The organism is Luteimonas mephitis DSM 12574 (assembly GCF_000422305.1).
GTDB lineage: Bacteria > Pseudomonadota > Gammaproteobacteria > Xanthomonadales > Xanthomonadaceae > Luteimonas > Luteimonas mephitis.
The window spans coordinates 58,054-80,166 of record NZ_AULN01000017.1 but is presented as its reverse complement, the minus strand read 5'-3'; the positions used below and the strand labels follow the sequence as shown (position 1 = coordinate 80,166).

18 protein-coding genes and 1 tRNA gene are annotated in these 22,113 nt (G+C 68.8%); 8 read left to right on the top strand and 11 right to left on the bottom strand.

Annotation, left to right across the window (positions count from 1 at the left end):
- Nucleotides 1–131 precede the first annotated feature (131 nt).
- The 6 genes from folE2 to efp all read right to left on the bottom strand — a co-directional run bounded on the left by folE2 (nt 132) and on the right by efp (nt 5,487).
- Nucleotides 132–1,055 (bottom strand): GTP cyclohydrolase FolE2, encoded by a 924-nt coding sequence (gene folE2 / locus H570_RS0107265; protein WP_245559560.1) that lies wholly within the window; start codon nt 1,053–1,055, stop codon nt 132–134.
- A 183-nt stretch (nt 1,056–1,238) separates the two neighbouring features.
- Complete coding sequence (locus H570_RS0107260) at nt 1,239–2,003, bottom strand: isoprenoid biosynthesis enzyme family protein (RefSeq protein WP_156899886.1); 765 nt, start codon at nt 2,001–2,003, stop codon at nt 1,239–1,241.
- The gene (gene gph, locus H570_RS0107255) at nt 1,991–2,656 is read right to left on the bottom strand and encodes a phosphoglycolate phosphatase (protein ID WP_036135517.1); all 666 of its coding nucleotides are present in this window, start codon (nt 2,654–2,656) and stop codon (nt 1,991–1,993) included. The genes H570_RS0107260 and gph overlap by 13 nt, the downstream gene beginning before the upstream one ends.
- Nucleotides 2,657–2,749: 93 nt before the next feature.
- Complete coding sequence (gene ubiG / locus H570_RS0107250) at nt 2,750–3,499, bottom strand: bifunctional 2-polyprenyl-6-hydroxyphenol methylase/3-demethylubiquinol 3-O-methyltransferase UbiG (protein WP_027080153.1); 750 nt, start codon at nt 3,497–3,499, stop codon at nt 2,750–2,752.
- 80 nt (nt 3,500–3,579) lie between these two features.
- Nucleotides 3,580–4,917, bottom strand: coding sequence for a TRZ/ATZ family hydrolase (locus H570_RS0107245; protein WP_027080152.1), 1,338 nt, complete (start codon nt 4,915–4,917; stop codon nt 3,580–3,582).
- A gap of 3 nt (nt 4,918–4,920) precedes the next feature.
- Nucleotides 4,921–5,487 carry an elongation factor P gene (gene efp, locus H570_RS0107240; RefSeq protein ID WP_027080151.1) on the bottom strand — a complete coding sequence of 189 codons (567 nt, stop codon included), beginning with the start codon at nt 5,485–5,487 and terminating at the stop codon, nt 4,921–4,923.
- Nucleotides 5,488–5,592: 105 nt separating this feature from the next.
- Between efp and epmB the strand changes: the two genes are divergently transcribed.
- The 6 genes from epmB to phbB (H570_RS0107210) all read left to right on the top strand — a co-directional run bounded on the left by epmB (nt 5,593) and on the right by phbB (H570_RS0107210) (nt 12,001).
- Entirely contained in the window at nt 5,593–6,627 is a 1,035-nt protein-coding gene (gene epmB, locus H570_RS0107235; RefSeq protein ID WP_027080150.1) for an EF-P beta-lysylation protein EpmB, read from the top strand.
- A gap of 48 nt (nt 6,628–6,675) precedes the next feature.
- Nucleotides 6,676–8,760: an EAL domain-containing response regulator gene (locus H570_RS0107230; protein ID WP_027080149.1), complete on the top strand. Its 2,085-nt coding sequence runs from the start codon at nt 6,676–6,678 to the stop codon at nt 8,758–8,760.
- Nucleotides 8,761–8,866: 106 nt separating this feature from the next.
- Nucleotides 8,867–9,772 carry a tRNA glutamyl-Q(34) synthetase GluQRS gene (gene gluQRS / locus H570_RS0107225; RefSeq protein WP_027080148.1) on the top strand — a complete coding sequence of 302 codons (906 nt, stop codon included), beginning with the start codon at nt 8,867–8,869 and terminating at the stop codon, nt 9,770–9,772.
- Between the two features lie 52 nt (nt 9,773–9,824).
- Nucleotides 9,825–10,565, top strand: a complete 741-nt coding sequence (phbB, locus tag H570_RS0107220; RefSeq protein ID WP_027080147.1) for a beta-ketoacyl-ACP reductase — start codon at nt 9,825–9,827, stop codon at nt 10,563–10,565.
- 190 nt (nt 10,566–10,755) lie between these two features.
- Nucleotides 10,756–11,247, top strand: a complete 492-nt coding sequence (gene phaR, locus H570_RS0107215; RefSeq protein WP_027080146.1) for a polyhydroxyalkanoate synthesis repressor PhaR — start codon at nt 10,756–10,758, stop codon at nt 11,245–11,247.
- Between the two features lie 13 nt (nt 11,248–11,260).
- Complete coding sequence (gene phbB, locus H570_RS0107210) at nt 11,261–12,001, top strand: acetoacetyl-CoA reductase (protein ID WP_027080145.1); 741 nt, start codon at nt 11,261–11,263, stop codon at nt 11,999–12,001.
- 99 nt (nt 12,002–12,100) lie between these two features.
- Here phbB (H570_RS0107210) and H570_RS0107205 read toward each other — a convergent pair whose 3' ends face one another.
- Both H570_RS0107205 and H570_RS0107200 read right to left on the bottom strand, forming a co-directional pair.
- Nucleotides 12,101–13,012: a M48 family metallopeptidase gene (locus H570_RS0107205; RefSeq protein ID WP_027080144.1), complete on the bottom strand. Its 912-nt coding sequence runs from the start codon at nt 13,010–13,012 to the stop codon at nt 12,101–12,103.
- A gap of 41 nt (nt 13,013–13,053) precedes the next feature.
- The gene (locus tag H570_RS0107200) at nt 13,054–14,904 is read right to left on the bottom strand and encodes a formylglycine-generating enzyme family protein (RefSeq protein ID WP_051176211.1); all 1,851 of its coding nucleotides are present in this window, start codon (nt 14,902–14,904) and stop codon (nt 13,054–13,056) included.
- Nucleotides 14,905–15,041: 137 nt separating this feature from the next.
- Between H570_RS0107200 and rnd the strand changes: the two genes are divergently transcribed.
- Both rnd and H570_RS0107190 read left to right on the top strand, forming a co-directional pair.
- The gene (gene rnd, locus H570_RS16780) at nt 15,042–16,169 is read left to right on the top strand and encodes a ribonuclease D (protein WP_051176210.1); all 1,128 of its coding nucleotides are present in this window, start codon (nt 15,042–15,044) and stop codon (nt 16,167–16,169) included.
- 13 nt (nt 16,170–16,182) lie between these two features.
- A tRNA-Ala gene (locus H570_RS0107190) sits at nt 16,183–16,258 on the top strand.
- A gap of 413 nt (nt 16,259–16,671) precedes the next feature.
- Here the strand turns inward: H570_RS0107190 and H570_RS0107185 are convergent.
- The 3 genes from H570_RS0107185 to H570_RS0107175 all read right to left on the bottom strand — a co-directional run bounded on the left by H570_RS0107185 (nt 16,672) and on the right by H570_RS0107175 (nt 22,026).
- Complete coding sequence (locus H570_RS0107185) at nt 16,672–17,385, bottom strand: M15 family metallopeptidase (protein ID WP_036135514.1); 714 nt, start codon at nt 17,383–17,385, stop codon at nt 16,672–16,674.
- The gene (locus H570_RS0107180; protein WP_051176209.1) at nt 17,385–18,989 is read right to left on the bottom strand and encodes a serine hydrolase domain-containing protein; all 1,605 of its coding nucleotides are present in this window, start codon (nt 18,987–18,989) and stop codon (nt 17,385–17,387) included. The genes H570_RS0107185 and H570_RS0107180 overlap by 1 nt, the downstream gene beginning before the upstream one ends.
- A 94-nt stretch (nt 18,990–19,083) precedes the next feature.
- A complete protein-coding gene (locus H570_RS0107175; protein ID WP_245559559.1) occupies nt 19,084–22,026 on the bottom strand; it encodes a TonB-dependent receptor in 2,943 nt (980 codons plus the stop codon).
- Nucleotides 22,027–22,113: the final 87 nt, after the last annotated feature.

Below are 22,113 nucleotides of genomic sequence, written 5' to 3'. Positions count from 1 at the left end.
GCTGCTGGTGCTGGAGAGCGCAGCAGCAAACCCTCAAGAGCTCGCGGCTGAAGCCGCTCCTACGGACACATTGGATTCTGCAGGGGCGATTCAGCTCCGAGCTTGTCGCCAACAACCAAACAAAACCCGCGCTACGTCGCGCTGCCGCCGCTTACCCGTGCCACCGCGTCATGGGCGTGCAGGCTCTCGAAGTGCGAGACGGTGGCGTCGAAACGTTCGATGCGCGCGTCGGCCGACAGCGCGGCCGCGACGCGGCGCGCGGCGTCTTCGCAGAACATCAGGTTATCGGCGTTCAACCGCGCGAAGGCCTGTTCGTCCTCGCGCTTGACCGCGGTCTGCACGGGCGTGCCGAGCGCAGCTTCGATCCCGTCAACCAGGCTTTCGATCGACAGCTGGCCGAACGATGGCTTGAGCTGCACGCGCACGTCGGCGCGGCTGCGTTGCGCATGCGGCGTTGCAGCCAGGCCGCGTTCGGAGGCCAGCCAGTCGCGCACCACGCCCGTGGACAGCGGCCTTGCCGCCGCGAAATCGTCCGCGAAGCGCTCGGCATTGAGCTGCCGCGACAGTGCAGCCGAGGCCGGGCAGGTGCTGGAATATTCGACCGCGAACGCCAGCGTCAGCGCGAGGTGGCCACTGGCGAGCGTCGCGTCGATCTCGACCGGGTAGCGCTTCCAGCCGGCGTTGTCGCTGGCCAGCGCCTGGCGCTTGAGCAGCTGTTCGTAGCGCAGCACGATGCGCGCGCGCGTCGACAGCCCGCCCTGCGAATCGATGCAGTCCTGCAGCACCCGGCGCAGGCCGGCTGGCGTGATCGCCTCGGCCACCAGTGCATCCTGCAGCCGCAGGTACAGTCGCGACATGTGGATGCCGCGCGCGTCGGGTTCGACCAGGTCGACGAAGACGTCGGCGGACGCCGCCACCTGCAGCGGCGCGCCGTTCGCGCCGGGGATCGACAGCGGCAGCGCGATGCGCTCCATGCCCACCCAGTCGAGCGGGCGCGCGGCGATGGCGAGGTCGCCGGCGACGTCCGGCAGGGGATTGGAGCGGGGAGGATTCACGGCGATTCGGGGGAGCAGGACAGGCGCGCAGTTTACCGGCTATCGCCAGAATGCCCGCGCAACGCTGCGTTTCCCGGATTTGCGCCGGTGTGCCCCTTGGGATGGCGCTTGCAGGAGCGGCTTCGCGCGCAAGCCTTTCCGGATGGCTGCCAGGAAATCGGGAACTCGCGGCTGAAGCCGCGCCTACCGGGGCCGCGCCGTGGCCCGCGCGGCGCGCCAGGCACGCCACAGGCTGCGCCAGGCTCCGGGTGGGCGTGCCTGCCCGCCTGTCGCCATGGCCCGCAGGCGCTGGCGCAGCAGTGCCGATTGCACGCGCCTGGGTCGCGTGTTGTTGCCGGCCGTGGGGGCGGCGACCAGCAGGTTGCGGGCATCGGCGGCTTCGCCCTGCAGCAGCTGGCGTTGCGCAAGCAGGTCGAACCCGATCGCCACGGCGCGGTCCTCATCCGGCGAGACATTGGCTGCTTCACCGAACAGGCCTTGCTCGCAACCGTCCACGGCGTGCGCGAACGGTGCCAGGCCCGCGGTCACCGGATCGCTCGCCGGCGGCAGTTCCCGACTGGCCTGCAGCGACAGCAGGCTGGCAGCCAGCTCCCGCCACGGCGCGGGCCGCGGCTGCAGGATCTCGCCCAGCGGATGCCGGCGCGCGCCTTTCGCCCAGCCTTGCAGCTCCTCGTTCCACCACGCCAGCTTGGCCAGGCCGGGCGTCGCGTCGGCGCCGCCCCAGGCGGCGTCGGTCAGCTCCTGCACAAGCGCAAACCACGCAAATGCGGTCTCGCGCTCGGCCTCGGGCAGGAATACCGCGCCGATGCCCCACTCGGGCCAGCGCGCGTGCCACTTGGCAATGAATTCGTCGGCGGCTTTCACGGCGTCATTGTAGGAGCGCCCCATGGGCGCGAGCGTTTTGGCGGCAAAGCCATCGCGCCCATGGGGCGCTCCTACCGGGGCCACTGCGCGGGGTTGAGCAGGTCGTGCGGCGTTTCGGCCATCACGTCGCCCTGCCAGGCCGCCGGATCGTCATCGCCCCGACGATAGCCCCACAGCGCGACGACGGACGGCATGCCCGCCGCGCGCGCGGCAACGATGTCGCGCTCGTCGTCGCCGACATAGACGCATCGTGCCGGCTCGATCCCGAGCACGCGCGCCGAATGCTGCAGCGGCAGCGGGTGCGGCTTGCGCTCGGCCAGGGTGTCACCGCCGACCAGGATCGCGCTGCGCGCGTCCCAGTCGAAGGCAGGCAGCACTTGCCGCGCGAGGTACTCGGGCTTGTTGGTGACGATCCCCCAGCGCGCGCCATCGGCCTCGATCGCCGCAAGCATGGCCTCGATGCCATCGAACGGCCTGCCGTGCAGGCCGATCTCGCGCTCGTAGGCGTCGAGGAAAGGCTGCACCAGCGCCTCGCGCGCAGCGTCGTCGAGCAGGGGAAAGCTGGCCGCAAGCATCGCGCGCGCGCCGCGCGACACGTGCGGGCGCAGTTCGGCCAGCGCTGCTGGGGTTTCCCCGCGCGCTGCGCGCAGCACGTTGATCGCCGCCAGCATGTCCGGCGCGCTGTCGAGCAGCGTGCCGTCGAGGTCGAACAGCACCAGCCGCGGGAATCCGGTCATCGGGCTGTCCACCGCCTGCTGCCGCCGTGAATCGGCGATAACGACGGAGCCAGCGCATCGCATCCCTCCGCAAGGAGGCGCATGCAGGCCGGGTCACCCGGCATCGCCAGCCCCCGGTTTCAGCGCGCAAGCGAGGTAGTTCACCTCGGTGCGCCGCGAAATCCGCGCGGCGTCGCGCCACGGCTCGTACACCAGCCCGCTGACGTCTTCCAGCTGCAGCCCCGACTCGCGCAGCCATGCGCCAAGTTCGGACGGCTTGATGAAGTCGCGATACTGGTGCGTGCCCTTCGGCAGCAGGCGCGCGACATACTCGGCGCCGACGATTGCCAGCGCGAACGCTGCCGGGGTGCGGTTGAGCGTGGACACGAACAGGCGCCCGCCAGGCTTGAGCAAGGACGCGCAGGCCGAAAGGATCGCGCCGGGATCGGGCACGTGCTCGAGCATTTCCATGCAGGTCACCGCGTCGAACGCACCCGGCTGCTCCGCGGCCAGGGTCTCCACCGGCTGCACGCGGTAATCGACCTTCACCCCGGATTCGAGTCCGTGCAGCTTCGCGACCTTGATCAGGTCGGCGGCCAGGTCGATCGCGGTGACGTCCGCGCCCGCGCGCGCCAGCGCCTCGCTGAGCAGGCCGCCGCCACAGCCGACGTCGAGCACTTTCGCGCCGCGCAGCGCGACACGATCCGCGACATAGGCAAGCCGCACCGGATTCAGCGCATGCAGCGCCTTCTGCGGACCTTTCGGGTCCCACCAACGGTTGGCGAGCGCGGCGAACTTGTCGAGCTCGGACTGGCGGAAGTTGCTCCCCTGCGGATCGCGAGCAGGTGCGGTCGAAGCGTTCATGCGTACCTCGTGGCGGTGGCGGGAGCGCCGCTGTACGTGAGGGCTCTTGCCGGGAAGGCCATCGCGCCCATGGGGCGCTCCTACAGGGAGATCGCGGCGATGCGGGCGCGCCACTGCCTTGCGTTGGCGACGATCGCGTCGACATCCATGCCCGGCAGTTCGCGTTCGCGCAGCTTGTGCCGGCCCGCGATCCATACGTCGCTGACCTGGTGGCGACCGGCCGCGTAGACCAGCTGCGAGACGACATGGTGCAGCGGCTGCGTTTCCAGCGCCGACAGGTCGAAGCAGGCCAGGTCGGCCTGCTTGCCCGGCTCGATCGAGCCGACCAGATGGTCGAAGCCGATCGCCTTCGCGCCGCCCAGCGTGGCCGCGCGCAGCGCGGTGAAGGCGTCGAACGCCGCGGCGTCTTCCGCCACCGCCTTGGCCAGGATCGCCGCGGTGCGCGTCTCGCCGACCATGTCCAGGTCGTTGTTGCTGGCGCAACCATCGGTGCCGATGGCCAGGTTCACGCCCGCGCGTTCCAGCGCGCAGGCCGGACAGAACCCGGATGCCAGCTTGAGGTTGGATTCCGGGCAGTGCACCACGCTCACGCCGCGCTCGACGCACAGGTGCACTTCGGCATCGGTCAGCTGGGTCATGTGCACCGCGATCAGGCGGTCGTTGAACAGGCCGAGGCGGTCCAGCCGCGCGATCGGGCGCTGGCCGTGCTTGTCCTGCGACTGCTGCACTTCCTGCGCGGTCTCGTGCAGGTGCAGGTGCACCGGGACGTCGAGCTGGTCGGACAGCATGCGCACGCGCTCGAAATTCGCGTCGTTGACCGTGTACGGCGCGTGCGGCGCGAATGCGGTGGCGACCAGCGGGTCGTCACGCCACTGGTCGTGGACTTCGCCGGCCTTGTCGAAATACTCGTCGTCGTTCTTCGCCCACGCGGTGGGGAAGTCGATCACCGGCAGGCCCACGCGCGCGCGGAAACCGTGGCGCTTGTAGACCGCGGCCTGCACGTCGGGAAAGAAATAGTTCTCGTTGACGCAGGTGGTGCCGCCGCGGAGCATCTCGGCGATCGCCAGGGTGACGCCATCGGCGACGAAGTCAGGACCGATCACCGCGCCTTCGATCGGCCAGATGTGCTGCTGCAGCCAGACCTTGAGCGGCAGGTCGTCGGCGACCCCGCGCAGCAGGGTCATCGGGTTGTGGGCGTGGCTGTTGACGAAGCCGGGGACCAGCGCGCCGTCCGGGCGCGACACGGTTTCGGCGGCGTCGAACCGCGCCCGTGCCTCGGCGCGCGGCAGCACGGCGACGATGGCGCCATCGCGGACGGCCACGGCATGGTCCTCGAGCACCACGCCGTGCGGTTCGACCGGAACCACGAAGCCTGCTTCGATCAGCAGGTCACACGTCTCGCGCTGGCCTTCGGACATCGCTTACTTCACGCGCGAGACGTACTCGCCCGAACGCGTGTCGACCTTGATCACTTCGTCCTGGCCCACGAACAGCGGCACGCGGACCACGGCGCCGGTCTCCAGCGTGGCCGGCTTGCCGCCGCCGCCGGAGGTGTCGCCGCGCACACCCGGATCGGTCTCGGTGATCTTGAGTTCGACGAAATTGGGCGGGGTGACCTGGATCGGGGTGCCGTTCCACAGCGTCACCACGCAGTCTTCCTCGCCCTTGAGCCACTTTTCGGCGCCGCCCATGCCTGCCTTGTCGGCCTGGACCTGCTCGAAGGATTCCGGGTTCATGAAGTGCCAGTACTCGCCGTCGGCGTACAGGTACTGCATGTCGGTGTCGACCACGTCGGCGGCATCGACCGAGTCGGTGCTCTTCATGGTGACTTCCTGCACCCGCCCGGACTTGATCAGGCGGTACTTGACGCGGGTGAACGCCTGGCCCTTGCCCGGCTTGACGTACTCGGTGTCGGTGATGATCGCGGGATCGTTGTTGATCAGGATCTTCATTCCGTTCTTGACGTCGTTCATGCCGTAGCTGGCCATCGGTACTCCTGGGAAATCGTGGCGGGTCGGGTCGAGCCGCGGCAGCGGCTAGAATGTGGGGATTGGGCTCCGGCGCGGCTGGAACAGCCCCGGAACAGACCCCGAATGATACCTGCAGCCTCCCCTGCCCTGCAGCCCGCCCCGGCCGGCGCGGGCACCCGCGACGCCATCGGCTGGAAGCGCCTGTGGCGCGAGGCGGTGCGCGACCCGCGCGAACTGCTGGCCCTGCTCGGCCTCGAGGGCCGCGTGCCGGGCCTGTCCGACGCCGCTGCGGCGCAGTTCCCGCTGCGGGTGCCACGCGGTTTCGTCGCCCGCATGCGCCCCGGCGATCCGCACGACCCGCTGCTGCGCCAGGTGCTGCCGCTGGACGAGGAAATGCGGCCGGTGCCCGGGTTCACGCTGGATGCGGTGGGCGACGCCGCGGCGCGTGCCGGCCACGGCGTAATCCACAAATACCGGGGCCGCGCGCTGCTGGTCGCCACCGGCAGTTGCGCGGTGCACTGCCGCTACTGCTTCCGCCGCCACTTCCCCTACGCCGAGGAAACCGCGGCCGCGGGCGGCTGGCGCGAGGCGGTTGCGGCGATCCGCATGGATGCCTCGATCCACGAGGTGATCCTGTCCGGCGGCGACCCGCTGTCGCTGGCAACCCCGAAGCTGGCCGAACTGGCCGAACTGCTGCGCGACCTGCCGCAGCTGCGTCGCCTGCGCATCCATACCCGCCTGCCGGTGGTGCTGCCCGAACGCGTCGATGACGAGTTCGAAGCCTGGCTGCGCTCGCTGCCGTGGCCGGTCGCGGTGGTGGTGCACGCCAACCACGCGTTCGAGTTCGACGCCAGCGTGGACGCGGCCATGGCGCGGCTGCGCGGCACCGGCGCCAGCGTGCTCAACCAGGCGGTGCTGCTGCGCGGCGTCAACGACTCGGTCGACGCGCTGGCGGACCTGTCCGAGCGCAGCTTCGCCGCCGGCGTGCTGCCCTACTACCTGCACCAGCTCGACCGCGTCGCCGGCGCCGCGCACTTCGAGGTGCCCGATGCCCGTGCGCTGGAACTGCACGCCGCGCTCGTCGCCCGGCTGTCGGGCTACCTCGTGCCCAGGCTGGTGCGCGAGGTTGCGGGAGATGCCTCCAAGCGCGCACTGTGACAGCGTCGACGTAGACTAGGCCGGTCGCCCCGTGGCATAAACGCCCGCATGTCGAAGAACCCGGACCAAGCCCTGCGCCTGATGATCGTCGACGACAGCGTCGAGGACGCCGAGGCCATCGTCAGCGCCCTGCGCAACTCCGGGATCGCGGTGCGGCCGCTGCGGCCGGCGTCGGACCAGGAACTGGCCACCACGCTCGCCACCCAGCAGATCGACCTGGTCCTGGCCGCGCAGCAGGGCAAGGACATCCCGTTCGCGAACGTGATGCAGGCGGTTGCCGCCAGCGGCAAGGACATCCCGGTGGTGGCGGTGAGCAACGGCATCGACGACGCCAGCTTCCACGAGGCGCAGAGCGCCGGCGCCCGCAACATCGCCCTGCGCGAAAAGCCGCAGCAGCTGCTGGCAACGGTGCGCAGCGAGTGGGACGACCTCGAAGGCCGCCGCGCACTGCGCCGGCTGGAGGCGCGCGTGCGGGAAACCGAGCGCCGCTGCGACACCCTCATCGAATCCTCGCGCGACCCCATCGCCTACGTTCACCAGGGCATGCACATCCGCGCCAACAGCGCCTACCTGGAGATGTTCGGCTACGACTCGTTCGAAGATCTCGAAGGCATATCGCTGCTCGACCTGGTCGCGCCGCAGCACGTCGAGGACTTCAAGCAGCTGCTCAAGGACCTGTCCAGGGGCGAGCCGCCACCGCCGCGCTATGAGCTGGAGGCCCGCGACCTGGATGGCAACGGTTTCCCCGCCTCGATGGAGTTCGCCTCTGCGCTTTACGAAGGCGAAGCCTGCCAGCAGGTGATCTTCCGCCGCCACGAGCAGGAGATCGACCCGGGCCTGGCGCAGGAGCTCGAGGAACTGCGCCAGCGCGACCAGGTGACCGGCCTGCTCAACCGTCCCACCTTCCTGCACCTGCTGGAGGACGCGGTCGCCGATGCCGCACAGGACAAGGGCCAGCACGGGCTGCTGCTGCTCGAGCCGGACCACCACCAGCGCCTGCTGCACGAGATCGGCCTGGACGCCGCCGACGCCATGCTGGCGGCCATGGCCGAGCGCCTGCAGACCGCGATCGGCGAGGATGCCGTGGCCGCGCGCTTCTCCGAACACAGCCTCGCGGTGCTGATCCGCGGCAGCGACTACGCCCGGACCACCGCGCTGGCCGAGCGCATCCGCGAGGCGTTCGCCTCGCACGTGTTCCCGATCGGCAACCGCTCCAGCGTGATCACAGCCAGCATCGGCGGCGTGCAGATCGGCGAGAAGATCGCCAGCGTCACCCAGGTGCTGGCGAAGGCCAACCAGGGCGTGCAGTCGTCGATCGGCGTGGGCGGCAACCGCTTCGAGATCTTCGATCCCAGTGCGGTCGAACGCGCCGAGGAAGAACACGTCCAGGCCTGGGTCACGCGTCTGCGCGACGCGCTCGACCAGGAAGGCTTCGTGCTGCACTACCAGCCGGTGATCAGCCTGCAGGGCGATACCGGCGCGGTCTACGAGACCTTCCTGCGCCTGGACGCCGGCGACGGCGAACTGGTCAAGCCGCTGAGCTTCCTGCAGATCGCCGAGGAGCACGGCCTGCTGTGGGAGATCGACCGCTATGTCATCGGCCACACCATCGCTGCGATCGGCCAGCGCATCAGCGCCGGCAAACCGACCACCCTGCTGGTCAAGGTCAGCCAGGCTTCGCTCGACGACGACAGCCTGGTGCGCTACATCGGCGAACAGCTGACCGCGCACGGCGTGCCCGGCGAGTACCTGGTGGTGCAGCTGCCGGAGGCGAAGGTGTTCACCCACCTGAAGGCCGCGCAGGAGTTCGCGGCGGCCATCGGCAAGCTCGACTGCCGGATCGCGCTGGAACAGTTCGGCGCGGGCCTGGACTCGTTCCAGCTGCTCGCGCACCTCAAGCCGAACCTGATCAAGATCGACCGCAGCTTCGTCGAGGACCTGCCGAAGAATGCCGCCAACCAGGAACGCATCCGCGAGATCGCCGGCAAGGCGCGCGAACTGGGCATCGGCACCATCGCCGAGTTCGTCAGCGACGCGGCCAGCATGTCGATCCTGTTCTCGGCCGGCGTGGATTACGTCGAAGGCCTGTTCCTCGCCGGCGCCGGGCCGGACATGAGTTACGACTTCGAGTGACCGCCAGGTTCCTGCCCGGGTAGGAGCGGTCCATGGCCGCGGGCTTTCGGGCTGCGGCGGATGATTCGACGAAAAACTCGCGGCCATGGGCCGCTCCCACCGTTCCATGCATCTTCCTTCCTACCGCGGCCGTTTCGCACCCTCGCCCACCGGGCCGCTGCATTTCGGCTCGCTGCTGGCCGCATTCGGCAGCTGGCTGATCGCACGCCAGGCCGGCGGAAAGTGGCTGGTACGAATCGAGGACCTGGACCCGCCTCGCGAGGTCCGCGGTGCATCCGGCGAACAGCTGCGCACGCTGGAGCGCTTCGGACTGGTCTCCGACGAACCCGTGCTGCGCCAGGGCGAACGCGATGCGCACTACCGGCAGGCGCTCGACCGCCTGCTCGCCAGCGGTGACGCCTTCGAGTGCCACTGCAGCCGCAGCGACCTGGCCGGCAGCGGCGGCGTCCATCGCGCCTGCGTCGCCGGCGCGCGGCGCGCGGACCCGGCAATCCGGCTGCGCGTGCCCGACGGCACCCGCATCGGCTTCGACGATCGCGTGCAGGGCGCGGTGACGCAGGATGTTGCACGCGACGTCGGCGACTTCGTGCTCCGGCGCGCGGATGGCCCCTGGGCCTACCAGCTGGCCGTGGTCGTCGACGACGCCGCGCAGGGCATCACCGAAGTGGTGCGCGGCGCGGACCTGCTCGACTCCACGCCGCGCCAGATCTTCCTGCAGCGCAGGCTCGGCTTGCCGACACCGCGCCATGCGCACCTGCCGCTGGTGCTCGATGCCGACGGCCGCAAGCTGTCGAAATCGCTGGCGGCGATGCCGGTGGACGGCAACGATCCGCTGCCCGCGCTTCGCGCCGCATGGCTGGCGCTGGGCCAGCAGCAGGCATGGCCGGCTTGCGATTCCCTGCCCATGGCGCTCGACGCCGCGGTTCGCGCATTCGAGTCCGACCGCATCCCGCGCACTCCGCCGACGGCGCTCGCCGCATTGCACAACGCCGCCGCCATCGACGCCGCATAGAATCACCCGCAATGGGGAACTGGCTCTCCATGCCGGATCAGGAGATGGCGACATGGGCACACGCGTGGCTTTGGTGACCGGTGGGACGGGCGGGATCGGCACGGCGATCTGCAGGCGGCTGGCCGCCAACGGCCTCCGGGTCGCGACCAACTACCGCAACGAGGAAAGGGCGCGCGAGTGGCAGGCGCGGATGCAGGCCGACGGTTTCGAGGTGGCGCTGGCCAAGGGTGATGTCTCGACGCCGGAGGAGGCCGAGGCAATGGTGCGCGAGGTGGAGCGCCAACTCGGCCCGATCGACATCCTGGTCAACAACGCCGGCATCACCCGCGACGGCACGTTCCACAAGATGACCGCGCAGCAGTGGCAGGAGGTCATCAACACCAACCTCAACTCGGTGTTCAACGTCACCCGGCCGGTGATCGAGGGGATGCGCGAGCGCAAGTGGGGCCGGATCATCCAGATCAGCTCGATCAACGGCCAGAAGGGCCAGTACGGCCAGGCCAACTACGCCGCGGCCAAGGCCGGCATGCACGGCTTCACCATCTCGCTGGCGCAGGAAAACGCGCGCTTCGGCATCACCGTCAACACCGTCTCGCCGGGCTACATCGGCACCGACATGGTGATGGCCGTGCCCGAGGATGTCCGCAACAAGATCATCGCGCAGATCCCGACCGGCCGCTTGGGCAATCCGGACGAGATCGCCTACGCAGTGAGTTTCTTCATCCCCGACGAGGCGAGCTGGATCACCGGGGCGAACCTGTCGGCGAACGGCGGCCAGTACATGGGGTGGTGAGGGAGGCCGGGATTGAGGATTGGGGGTTCAGGAAAGCGGACAGCCATTGAAGGCAGGCAGCTGCTCCGTTCCGGCCTTCGCGGGCCGCGACGCACTCGCAAGGCCCGAATCCCCGCCGAATCCCGGCTCCTTGCAACCCGTGCTGCACTGCGCCATGCTGCAGGAACGCATTGTTTAGAGCCGTTGCTCCATGACCAAGACGCGCGTCATCAAGAAATATCCGAACCGTCGCCTCTACGACACCGATATTTCGAGCTACATCACCATCGAGGACGTCCGTCAGCTGATCGTCGACGGCGAAGACTTCGAAGTCCGGGATGCCAAGAGCGGCGAAGACCTCACCCGGCAGGTGCTGCTGCAGATCATCGCCGAGCACGAACAGAACGGGCAGCCGATGCTGTCGACGCAGATGCTGAGCCAGATCATCCGCCTGTACGGCGATTCGCTGCAGGGCTTCATGGGCACCTACCTCGACCGCTCGATGCAGACCTTCATGGAGCAGCAGGCGCAGTTCCGCCAGCAGATGGGCGGCGTGCTCGGGCAGACCCCGTGGTCGATGATGAACCAGCTCACCGAGCGCAACATGGAATTGTGGAAGGACTTCCAGGAAAACCTGGTCGCCGGGATGGGCCGCACCGCCCCCGGCGCGGCCCGGGACAAGGACGCCAAGCGCGGCAAGTAGCGGGGGACTCCAGTTGAACAAGCGCATCGCTGCCGTCACCGGCGGCATCGGCGGTCTCGGCACCGCGATCTGCAAATCACTGGCGGCGCAGGGCCGCACCGTGGTCGCCATCGACCTGGGCGACCGCGAGGAGCGCATCGAAGCCTTCGCCCGGGAAACCGCCGGCCTCGACATCCATTTCATCGCCGGCGACGTCTCCGATTTCGACGCCTGCGGCCGGCTGGTCGAAGGCATCGTCGCCGCGCACGGCTCGCTCGACATCCTGGTCAACGCCGCCGGCATCACCCGCGACACCACCCTGCGCAAGATGCAGCGGGCGCAGTGGGACGCGGTGCTGCGGGTCAACCTGGACGGCGTGTTCAACCTGTGCCGCCACGCCATCGACGACATGGCCGCGCGCGGCTTCGGCCGGATCGTCAACATCAGTTCGGTGAACGGGCAGACCGGCCAGTTCGGGCAGACCAACTACGCCGCGGCCAAGGCCGGGATGCACGGCTTCACCATGGCACTGGCGCGCGAAGTCGCGCGCAAGGGCGTGACCGTCAACTCGGTGTCGCCGGGTTATTGCGAAACCGCGCTGGTGATGGCGATGCCGGAGGAAATCCGCGCGCGCATCATCGACGACGTGCCGGTCGGGCGGCTCGGCCAGCCGGACGAAATCGCACGCACCGTGGCCTTCCTGGCCGCCGACGACGCCGGTTTCATCACCGGCGCCAACATCCCGGTCAACGGCGGGATGTTCATGTCGTTCTGAAGGCGCGGCAACCGCGGGTCGGGGCTACGCCCCGATGGCTGTTGTCCCGGACGCATACGCCGTGGCTGATACAAGAACCGTCGGGGATGTAACCCCAACCTACCGCGCGCCTACGGCACCTCCGCCGGTGCAGAACCGCTTGCGGTACTCCTGCGCCTTGGGCATCAGCGCCCTGAGGTTCTGGATGCGGGTGGCCGAACTCGGGTGCGTCGACGAAAACTCTGGCGGCGCCTGTCCGCCACTGGCCTGGCCCATGCGCTCCCACAGGGGGATCGCCTCTTCCGGGTTGTAGCAGGCCGCGGCGGCGAGCATCAGGCCCATCTCGTCGGCCTGCGACTCCTGCTTGCGCGCATACGGCAACGAGCGCCCGTACCCGTACACCGCCATCGCCATCTGCAGCTGCTGCTGGTCCATGCCGCTCATCGCCCCGGCCATCTGCCCGAGCTGCGCCAGCTTCTGCTCGGTCATGCGCTGCGCGCCGTGGCGCAGCAGGGCGTGGGTGATCTCGTGGCCCATCACGATCGCCATCGCGTCGGCGTTCTGCGCCACCGGCACCAGGCCGGTGTAAACGGCCATCTTGCCGCCGGGCAGGCAGAACGCATTGGCCTGGTCGGACTGCAGCACGGTCACGTCCCAGTCGAACGAATCCTCGATGTGCTGGGCCTTCATGCCGTGCTCGGCCGCCAGCGCATCCTCGACCTCCGGGATCTTCACGATCAGCCGCTGCGCGATCTCGCGCACCTGCCGCGAGATCTGCGAGTCCGGGTCGACGGGGCTCTCCTGCGCGAGGATTTCCTGGTAGGCCTGCAGGCCCAGCGCCTTCTCGTCCTGCGGCGAGATGCCCTTGTCGATCAGCACGGTCTCGCCGGTCAGCGGGTCGGTCGAACGATTGGAGAAATAGTAATAGGCACCGTAGGCGATGAACGCCACGAGGATCAGCAGCCGCGGGCTGAAACCGAACCCGCGCCGCCCGCCCCGTGCCTGCCCTTCACCAAATGGATTCTGACGCATCTGCCTTTCTCCCTGCTGTTGCCGCTGTCGCTGCCGACGATCTAGATCTCGCGCACCACGCGGAAGCCGATGCGTCCGTTGGTGCTGTCCACCCCCGCCGGGGCCCGCCACGACGAGCGTGTCTGTTCCGGCGCACTGGCCCAGGAACCGCCGCGGACCACGCGTGTCCGGCAACCGGGGTTGAGCCAGGCCGAGCCGTCCACCGGCGCCCGCCGATAGCCATCATGCCAGCAGTCGGCAACCCACTCGCTCACGTTTCCTGCCAGCCCGCGCACGCCCCAGGGATTGGCGGCGAAACGCCCGGCCGGAGCCGGACCCCAGTACCCGTCGCCATAGCCCTTGAAGGCATTGTTCCAGTGCCGACCGGTGGGCGAGCGGTCGCGTTCACCGGTGAAGTTGCCTGCATCCCGGGGCGGTACGCCGTCGCCCCACGGATAGACCGATCGGCTGCCCGCGCGCAGCGCGTACTCGAACTCGGCCTCGCTGGGCAGGCGGTAGCGATTTCCGCTCTGCTCCGACAACCAGGTCGCGTATGCCTCGGCATCCTGGGCGCTGACGTGCAGCACCGGCAGGTCCTCGTCGGCCGGGTTGCCGGCGTAATCACTGCGCCAGTCGACGCCGCTGACGCGCGCGAAATTGCCGCTGCGTTCGTCATATGCCATCGAATAGCCGCGCCGTTGCGCGCGCGTCTTGCGGCCGGTGGCATTGATGAAGCGGCGATAGTCGCCCACCGTGACCTCGGTGATCGACATCGCAAAACCGCGGTCGAAGCGGATGGCGTGCTGCGGACTCTCGCTGTCCTCGGCGTGCACGTCGCCGGGCTCGGCGCCCATGCGGTAGCCGCCGTGCGGCACCACCACCATCTGCGGCCCGCGCGCGCCGTGCTTCAGGCCGTCGGTGAACTGCTGGCCGGGGCGGAACTGGCCGTAGTGCTCGGCCAGGTCGATGCGCTCGCGCAACTCCGCCGCCATCGGGTCGCCGGGCCTGGCGACCAGCAGGATCGCGGCAAGGTGGCGTCGCGCGGTCGCAATGCCATCCGGCTGCGCCAGCGCGGCGATGCCCAGGTCGCGCAGGCGCGCGATGCGGGCACCGCGCATGCGCTCGATGCGGGCGACCGCGTCGGGCACGGTGGGCATGTCCGGGCGGACTTTTGCCGCCACGTCCAGCCAGCGCTTCGCCGCGTCGAAGTCGCCCTGCTCCGCCGCGACCTCCGCGTTGCGGATCATTGCGCTTTCCGTCGCCGCCAGGCCCTGCATCGCCCGCGCCTGCCCGGGCCGCAGCGCCAGTGCCTCGCGGAACCGGGCCAACGCTCCGGCGCCGTCCTCGCCAAGGCGACCGCCGGCCAGCGCGCGTTCGCCGTCGCGATTGAGTTCCCAGAGCGTGTCGGCCTGGTCGATCCTCTCGAGATAATCGACAACCGCCTCGTCGTCGCCGTCCGTGGCCCGCGCCACGGCCGCCATCTCGTGCGCCTCGCGCAGCGCCGCGATGTCGTCGTCCGCACGCGCCAGCGCGGCGTCGCCCCGGGCAATCACCGCCAGCAGCGCGCGCCGCAGGTCGGCCCGCACGCGCTTGTCGTCCGGCACCTGCTTCGACAGCACCAGCAGCAACGGGATCGCCGAATTCGCGTCCTCTGCCAGGTTCCCCGCCTCCAGCGCCGCCTCGGCGCGCTTGCGGGCATCCTCGACGCCGTCGGCCGGGACGTCGACCTCCGGCGGGCGCCAGGTCAGTGACTCGGAGATCGCATCGTCGCCGCTGATGGTGACGATGCCTTCGCGCGCCTGCGCCGCCTGCTCGGCCGGATCGTCACGCGCCGCGTCTCCCGGATTGCGCGTGCAACCCGCGAGCAGCAATGCCACCACCACGATCCTGAAAACTTCGCGCAAACCCTGCACCCGGCGGGATGGGCCGCCAGATTACGCCATCACCCCGGCTCCTGGCATGCCGGGGCGCGGCGCCCGGCTTGCCGCGCATTTGCCGCTGGCCGCTCGCGACCGTTAGGCTGCGTGCATCACCCTTGAACCCAGATACCGTGCCGCACTGGATCACCGACCCCAGGGAACTGGACCACCGCATCGCGCGCCGCCCCCATCGCGTCGGGCTGGATACCGAATTCATCCGCGAACGCACCTACTGGCCGCAGTTGGCGCTGGTGCAGATCGCGCTGGACGACGACATCCTGCTGGTCGACACGCTCGCCCCCGGCATCACCGACTCACTGCGGCCGCTGCTTGCCGACGCAGCTGTGCTCAAGGTGATGCACAGCCCCAGCGAGGACCTGGTCGCGTTCAGGCATGCCTGCGGCGTGGTGCCGCAGCCGCTGTTCGATACCCAGGCCGCGGCGGCGCTGGCCGGCATCGCCGCCGGCATGGGTTACCAGCGACTGGTGCAGGACGCGCTGGGAGTCGCGCTCGCCAAGGGCGAGACCCGATCGGACTGGCTGCGCAGGCCGCTGTCGCCGTCGCAACTCGAGTACGCCGCCGATGACGTCCGCCACCTGTTCGCCCTGCACGACGCGCTCGACGCGCGCCTGCTCGGGCTGGGGCGCGAAGCCTGGCTGCAGGAGGATTGCGCGCGCATGGTGGCCAACGCCGAGCGCGACGACGGCGATCGCTGGCCGCACCTGTCGCTGCGCGCCGCCCAGTTCCTCGACGAAGCCGCACGCCATCGCCTGCTGCGGCTGCTGCGCTGGCGCGAAGCGCACGCGCGCCGCGCCGACCGTCCGCGCAGCTGGATCCTGGACAACGAACTGGCCGTGCTGCTGGCTCGCGAACCGGCTGGCAGCCTCGCTCAGCTGCAGCGCCAGCTCGACGCCCACCCCAAGGCGCCGCGCAAGCTGGCCGACGCGATCTGGCAGGCCCTGCAGACCCCGCTCGACGACGAGGCGCAGGCGCCGGAGCCGCGCAACGAGGATCGCGACAAGCAGGCGCTGCGTCGGCTGCAGGAAGCCACGGCGTCGCGCAGCGCCGACCTCGGGCTTCCCGATGGCGTGCTGGCCTCGCGACGCTGGCTCGAACAGCTGCTCGCTGCCGCCGAGAGCGGCAATCGCTGGCCGGGCCCGCTCTCGGGCTGGCGCCGAGCCGAACTCGAACCGGCGCTTGGCCCGATCCTGTCGCCAGGCGAAGGGGGTTCTGGCCTAGCGGCGGACACCTCCGTATAATCCGCAACCTCGTGGGGCGGTAGCTCAGCTGGGAGAGCGCCACGTTCGCATCGTGGAGGTCAGGGGTTCGATCCCCCTCCGCTCCACCACTCACGTAAACGTCCCTGGACGTACAACGAAGGCCGGCAAACCCTGAAGTCCAGGGCTTCCGGCCTTTTTTGTGCCTGCCGGAAAAGAACCGGAAGAATGCGCCCGTTTCCATGGGTGGCGGCATGGATACGCATGGCATCATTTCCGGCGGCAATGCTGGACATGCCGCCCCGGTCGCAACAAGCGATCCCGTGGGCACGACAACAGGCATCGGAACAGTCGCAGAGTTGATTCCCCGCCCTGCAAGCCACGACGGGAGCGGCGCAGGAGCGGCGGAAGCCGCGAGCTTCCCAGGCTTGCCCGCGGGCGGCCCGGGAAGCTCGCTGCTCTCGTCGCTCCCACCGGAGCAGGATGCGAGAAGCTTGAACAGGTCGCGGCGAGCCGGGCATCGCCTCCCGCAACCGGCGCCCGCTCAGCGCAGCGGGAAGTCGTACGCCGTCCGCGGGTCGGGTTCCGGGCGCAGCGTGTAGTGCCACCACTCGTCGGCGTAGTTGCCGAAGCCCTGCGCCTGCATCGCGTCGCGCAGCAGGTGGCGGTTGTGGCGCTGCGCGGCGGTCGCGTTCGGCGAGTCGGTATGCGCCAGTTCGCCGAAGTAGTCGAAGCCGGTGCCCATGTCGAGCGGCACGCAGTCGTTGCCGCTGGCGTCGCACTGCATCACGGTCAGGTCGATGGTCGCCCCGCGGCTGTGGCCGGAATGCTCTGCGATGTACCCGGGCATCAGCTGGCGCTTGTCCAGCGTCGGATAGAACTCCGCCTTGTTGCGTTGATCCTGCGCGTCGTGCACCCAGCGCGTGAAGTGCTGCACGGCCCGCACCGGGCGATAGCAATCGAAGACCTGCAGGCGCCGATGGCGCGTGCGCAGGCTCTTCTCCACGCGCTGCAGCGCCTCGGCCACCGGGCGCAGCAGGTAGCAGCGCGGCGCGTCATAGCCATCGATGGGCACGCCGACGAAGTTGTGGTGGCCGGCGTAGCGGATGTCGAGGCGGATGTCCGGCACCAGCGACTGGATGTCCACCATGCCGGCGGACTCGGCATCGGTTGCAGGCGACACCGTCGGTGGCGGCGTCGTCGCGCAGCCGGCGACGGCAAACAGCAGCGGGCACAGCAGGACGCGAATCCCGGACATCAGCCACCTCCGCGGCAATCGCCGACGCGCACGAAAGAAAGATCTTCGAAATCGCTGCTGAAGTCGGCGTCCGGGTCGATCTTCGACATCTTCAGCGTCACCGGCGTCGACGTCGCCGGCCCGAACTCCAGCCATGGCTCGGTATCCGCGCCGCTGCCCCGCCATTGCACGAGCAGACGGTCGCCTGACCGCATCACGTCGCCGACCATCAAGGGCGACTTGTCCGAAGCGAATCGCACACCGTCGCCGGCCGGGCAGATCGCCACGTCGCCGAACCACGGGTCGCGGTACACCCCGATCCGGTCGCCCAGGGCGGCCGCCGTGGCCGGTTGCCGCGACGAGGTATCGGGCAGCGGCCGCTCCACCTTCGCCGTGCGCGCATCGCGATCCAGCTCGTCGGCGTACTCGGCCACCGTGCGCCGCTGCGCGGGCGCGGTGAAATGTTTCACCAGCACCTGGTTGAGCACGGTGCGCGCGTCGTCTGCGTCGGTGTTGATCAGGATCACGAAGCCGACGTGCGCCTGTGGCAGCAGCGTGACCGCCGAATACATGCCAGAAAGCGTGCCGGTATGCGACACCTTCTGGGTCCCGTCCACGTCGGCCAGGCGCCAGCCGTAACCGTACGCCGAGTAGTGGCTGTCGTCCCAGTCACGCATCCGCCGCGACAGCGGCATGATCGTCTGCGGCGACCACACGGCCTCGCGCTGCGCCGGCGACAGCCATGGCTTGCCGTCGACCAGTCCCGAGGTTTCCGGCTCCAGCCACATCGTCACCCAGGCGAGCATGTCGCGCAGGCTGCAGCGGATGCCTCCGGCAGCCATCATCGGCACGTTCGGAACCACCGCATCGTCTTCACCGGCAACCACGTTGCGGCCGTCGCGGCGCGCGTGCGGCTGGGCGACGTTGCCCACCGCATCGCGGTTCCATTCGCCCACCTGGCAGCGCGTCATGCCCAGCGGGCCGAACAGTTCCCGCCGCACCAGCGTTTCGTACGGCGCCCCTCCGGCGGCGGCCGCCACCTCGCCTGCCACGATGTACAGCGTGTTGTCGTAGGCGTAGCGCGAACGGAAGCTGTAGACCGGCTTGAGGTAGCGCAGGCCGTGGATCACGTCCGCGCGGCTGAAATGATTGGGCCCGGGCCACAGCATCAGGTCGCCGGCACCGGCGCCCAGGCCGCTGTTGTGGATCAGCAGGTCGCGCACCTGCATTTCGCGCGTGACCCACGGGTCGTACATGCGGAAGTCCGGCAGGTACTTCGTCACCGGATCGTCCCACTCGAGCTTTCCGGCATCGACCAGCCGCGCCAGCAGGCCGGTGGTCATCGCCTTGCTGTTGGAGGCGATCTTGAACAGCGTGTCGGCGTCGATCTTCACGCCGCCACCTGCCGCCAGCTCGCCGGTGGTGCGCGCGTAGACGACCTTGCCGTCCTCGACGATCCCGACCGCCAGCCCCGGCAGCTGGTAGCGGGCGACGGTCTCGTCGAACGCGCGGTCGACAGCCTGCGTGTCGACCTTTGCCCGCACCGGCTCCGCAGCGCGTGCCATCGCCGGCACGCAGAGCAGGCCGCAGGCCAGGGCGGGAAAAATCAGGCGTGCAAGCTTCATGGCATGGCATCCCTCGCCCGGCCGCGGCCATCCTGCCGCCTGACGCGGGCAAAAAGAAGGGCGGCCCGACGTGCGGGCCGCCCATGGGAGGAGATCAGAAGAAGTTCCAGGTCACGACCAGCTGCATGTAGCGCGGCGACTGCCAGGCCTTGGCTTCGCCGAAGTGCGGCATCTGTGTGCCGGGCAGGCTTTCGTAGCGGGAGTGCACGTTGATCTCGGTCTGCTTGTTGAGCAGGTTGTAGACCGAGAAGCGCGCCTTCAGGTCGATCCTGTCCGAAGGCAGCGTCCACATCACGCTGGCGCCCAGGTCGGTGACCCACGGCATGCGACCGAACGCACCCTTTGCGGTGTAGACCAGTTGCCGCGTGGTCCAGTCGTCGCAGCCGGACTCGCACAGCCAGCCCGATCCGCCGCCGCTGTATTCGCTCGGCCCGCCGGCGCTGCGGTTGTCGTCGGGCCAGCGCACGCCGAACGCGGTGATCGGGCCGCCGGACCGCGTGCTGAGCGTACCGCCCACGGTCCACATGTCGTTGAACTTGTAGCTGCCGCGGATCTTGATCTGGTGGCGGTAATCGTTGAACGTCGGGCCGAAGCGTTCGTTCACGGCAGGGTGGTCGTAGTACTGCACCAGGCTGGTGTCGTTGTAGCCGGTATCCGAGTTCACCGGGCCTTCGATGTTGCCGTCCGACTTCGACCACAGGTAGCTGATGTTCAGCGCCCACTTGTCGTCCCACGCGCGATCGAGCTGGAATTCGACCGCCTTGTAGGTGCGCCTGGGCTTCTTGTAGCCCATGATCAGGCCGCTGCCCAGCGCCTTGTAACCGTCCTTGGAGTTGTCGAACGTCACCCAGTCATTGGTGTCGGGGCACCACAGGGTGTTCGTCTCGCCGGGGTTGAGGATCGGCCAGTCACCGGAATACCAGGGGCATCCTTCCACGTGGCGGATGCTGACGTCTTCCACTGCGCGCGTCATCTTGCGGTAGGTCGCATTCACGCCCCATGACCAGGCCTGGTTGAGCGCCTGCTGGAAGCCCAGGATGAACTCGTCCTGGAACACCTGCTTCAGGTCGCGCGCGACCGCTGTACGGACGTCATCGGGTGCGGGGGCGTTGCCTTCCGTATTCACCGGGCCGAGCTGGTCGCCGATGATCGGGTACAGGTACGGCGTGCCGAGGATCGGGTCGATCCGTTCTTCCCAGCCATCCAGCACGTAGTACGTGTGCTCGTCGATGGTGCCGCCGCCGAAATAGTCGGTGAGCTTGTTGGTCAGCGGGATGTAGTAGCGGCCGGCGTTGCCGAACAGCTTGGTGGTGCCGTCGCCCTTGATGTCCCAGCTGAAGCCCACGCGCGGCGAGATCATGTCGCTGAAATCGGCCTTGGCGAAGGTGACGCCCGACGCGAGCGTGTTCTCGAACTTGTCCGCGCGCACGCCGATGTTCAGCAGCAGGTCGGGGGTGACGTTCCAGTTGTCCTCGATGTAGATCGCCTGCGCCTTGGTGCTGACGGGGGCACCGGTGACCTTGTAGCGGCCGTCGAGGTATGCGGTTACGCCAGCGGGGATGACCGTACCGTTGGGGAGCACCTGTGGCGCACCTGGATCATCCGGGTCGGGAACAACGCCCATCAACCTGTAGCGCATGCCGTCGCCCGGGAAAAGTGCAGAAGTCGTGGAGTCCATGACCTCATGGTCGGCGCCGAAACGCAGCAGGTGGTCACCCAGCGTCCATTCGAAGTCGAGGCGCGCGGCCTCCCGCTCGTCGTCCCGGTAACTGATGCCGCTGGTGCTCGGGGCACACCCCTCCCGAATGGTCTTCGGGCCGAAAATGGTCGTGTAGGTGGTGTCGCGATCCAGAATGCTGCAGTAGGGGTCCCACTGGCTGAAACTGTCGGAACTGCGCTTGTTCACGCCATACATCGCCTTGGCGACGAAGTTCTGGGTGAAGTTGCCGGTATAGGTCAACGACCAGTTGTCGCCGCCGGAGCCGGCGACGCTTCCTCCCTGCGCGGCACCCCGCGTGGCGGCATCCCAGTCGTAGTCGTACTTGAGCGTGTCCGATTCGGCCTTGTCGGAGAAGGCCAGCAGCGACAACAGGTGGTTGTCATTGATCTGCCAGTCGAGCTTGCCACCCCAGAAGTCGTTGTTGCTCTCGGTGTACCAGGCCTCCACCGTGTCGATGTCCCGCGGATTGCTGTCGCGCTGCTCGTACATGCCGAAGAAGAACAGGCGATCCTGGATGAGGGCACCCGATGCCCAGACATTGGCCTTGTAGAACGATCCACCATCACGGCTGCTGCGATCGCGCTCGACGATATCGCCGTTGTCGTAGAACTGGTCCCTCGGGGACATCGACCAGGCCTTGGGCTCCATCGTGAACTCGACGCCCGCCTTGAAATCGTTGGTGCCCGAGCGCGTCACGGCGTTGATCACGCCGCCGGTGCTGCGGCCGAACTCGGCCGAGTAGCCACCGGTCTTGACCTGGAATTCCTCGTAGAACCCGAAGGGCACCGAAGAATAGCCCTGCCGGCGATACGGATCGGTGACGTTCAGGCCGTTGATGTAGATCACGTTCTCGGCCACTGAGGAGCCGCCGAAGTTCAGGCCACCGAAGCTGGCCGCGGAAGCCTGCACGCCCGGCGCCAGCAGCGCGACCGAGGCAAGGTTCTGGTCGACCGGCATCCGCGCGATCTCCTCGCGCCTGATGTTGGTCGCCGACTCGGTGGAACGCACGTCCACGCGATTGATGACCCTGGAGCCGATCACCTGCACCGTGGCCAGGTCCACCGCACCGGCGCCGGTCAGGTTGACGGTCGTGGTGCCGCCAATGGAAACGCTGACCGGAACCGCCTCACCCGACCCCGTGGTCAGGGTGTAGTCGCCCGGCGGCAACTGGGCGATGCGATAGCTGCCGTCGCCGGCCACCGTCGCCGAACGCGTCAACCCCGTCGACGGATTGGTGATCGTCACCTGTTGGCCCGCCTCCGCGCGGCCTGCCACCGCGCCGGTCACGCTCTGCGCAAACACCGGCGCAGATGCCATGGATGCAAGGCAGATCCCCATCGCCATGCAAAGCGCGCGTCTGCGCAGATTCCGCTCGTTGCTCATTTCCCTCTCCCCGTCGATGCT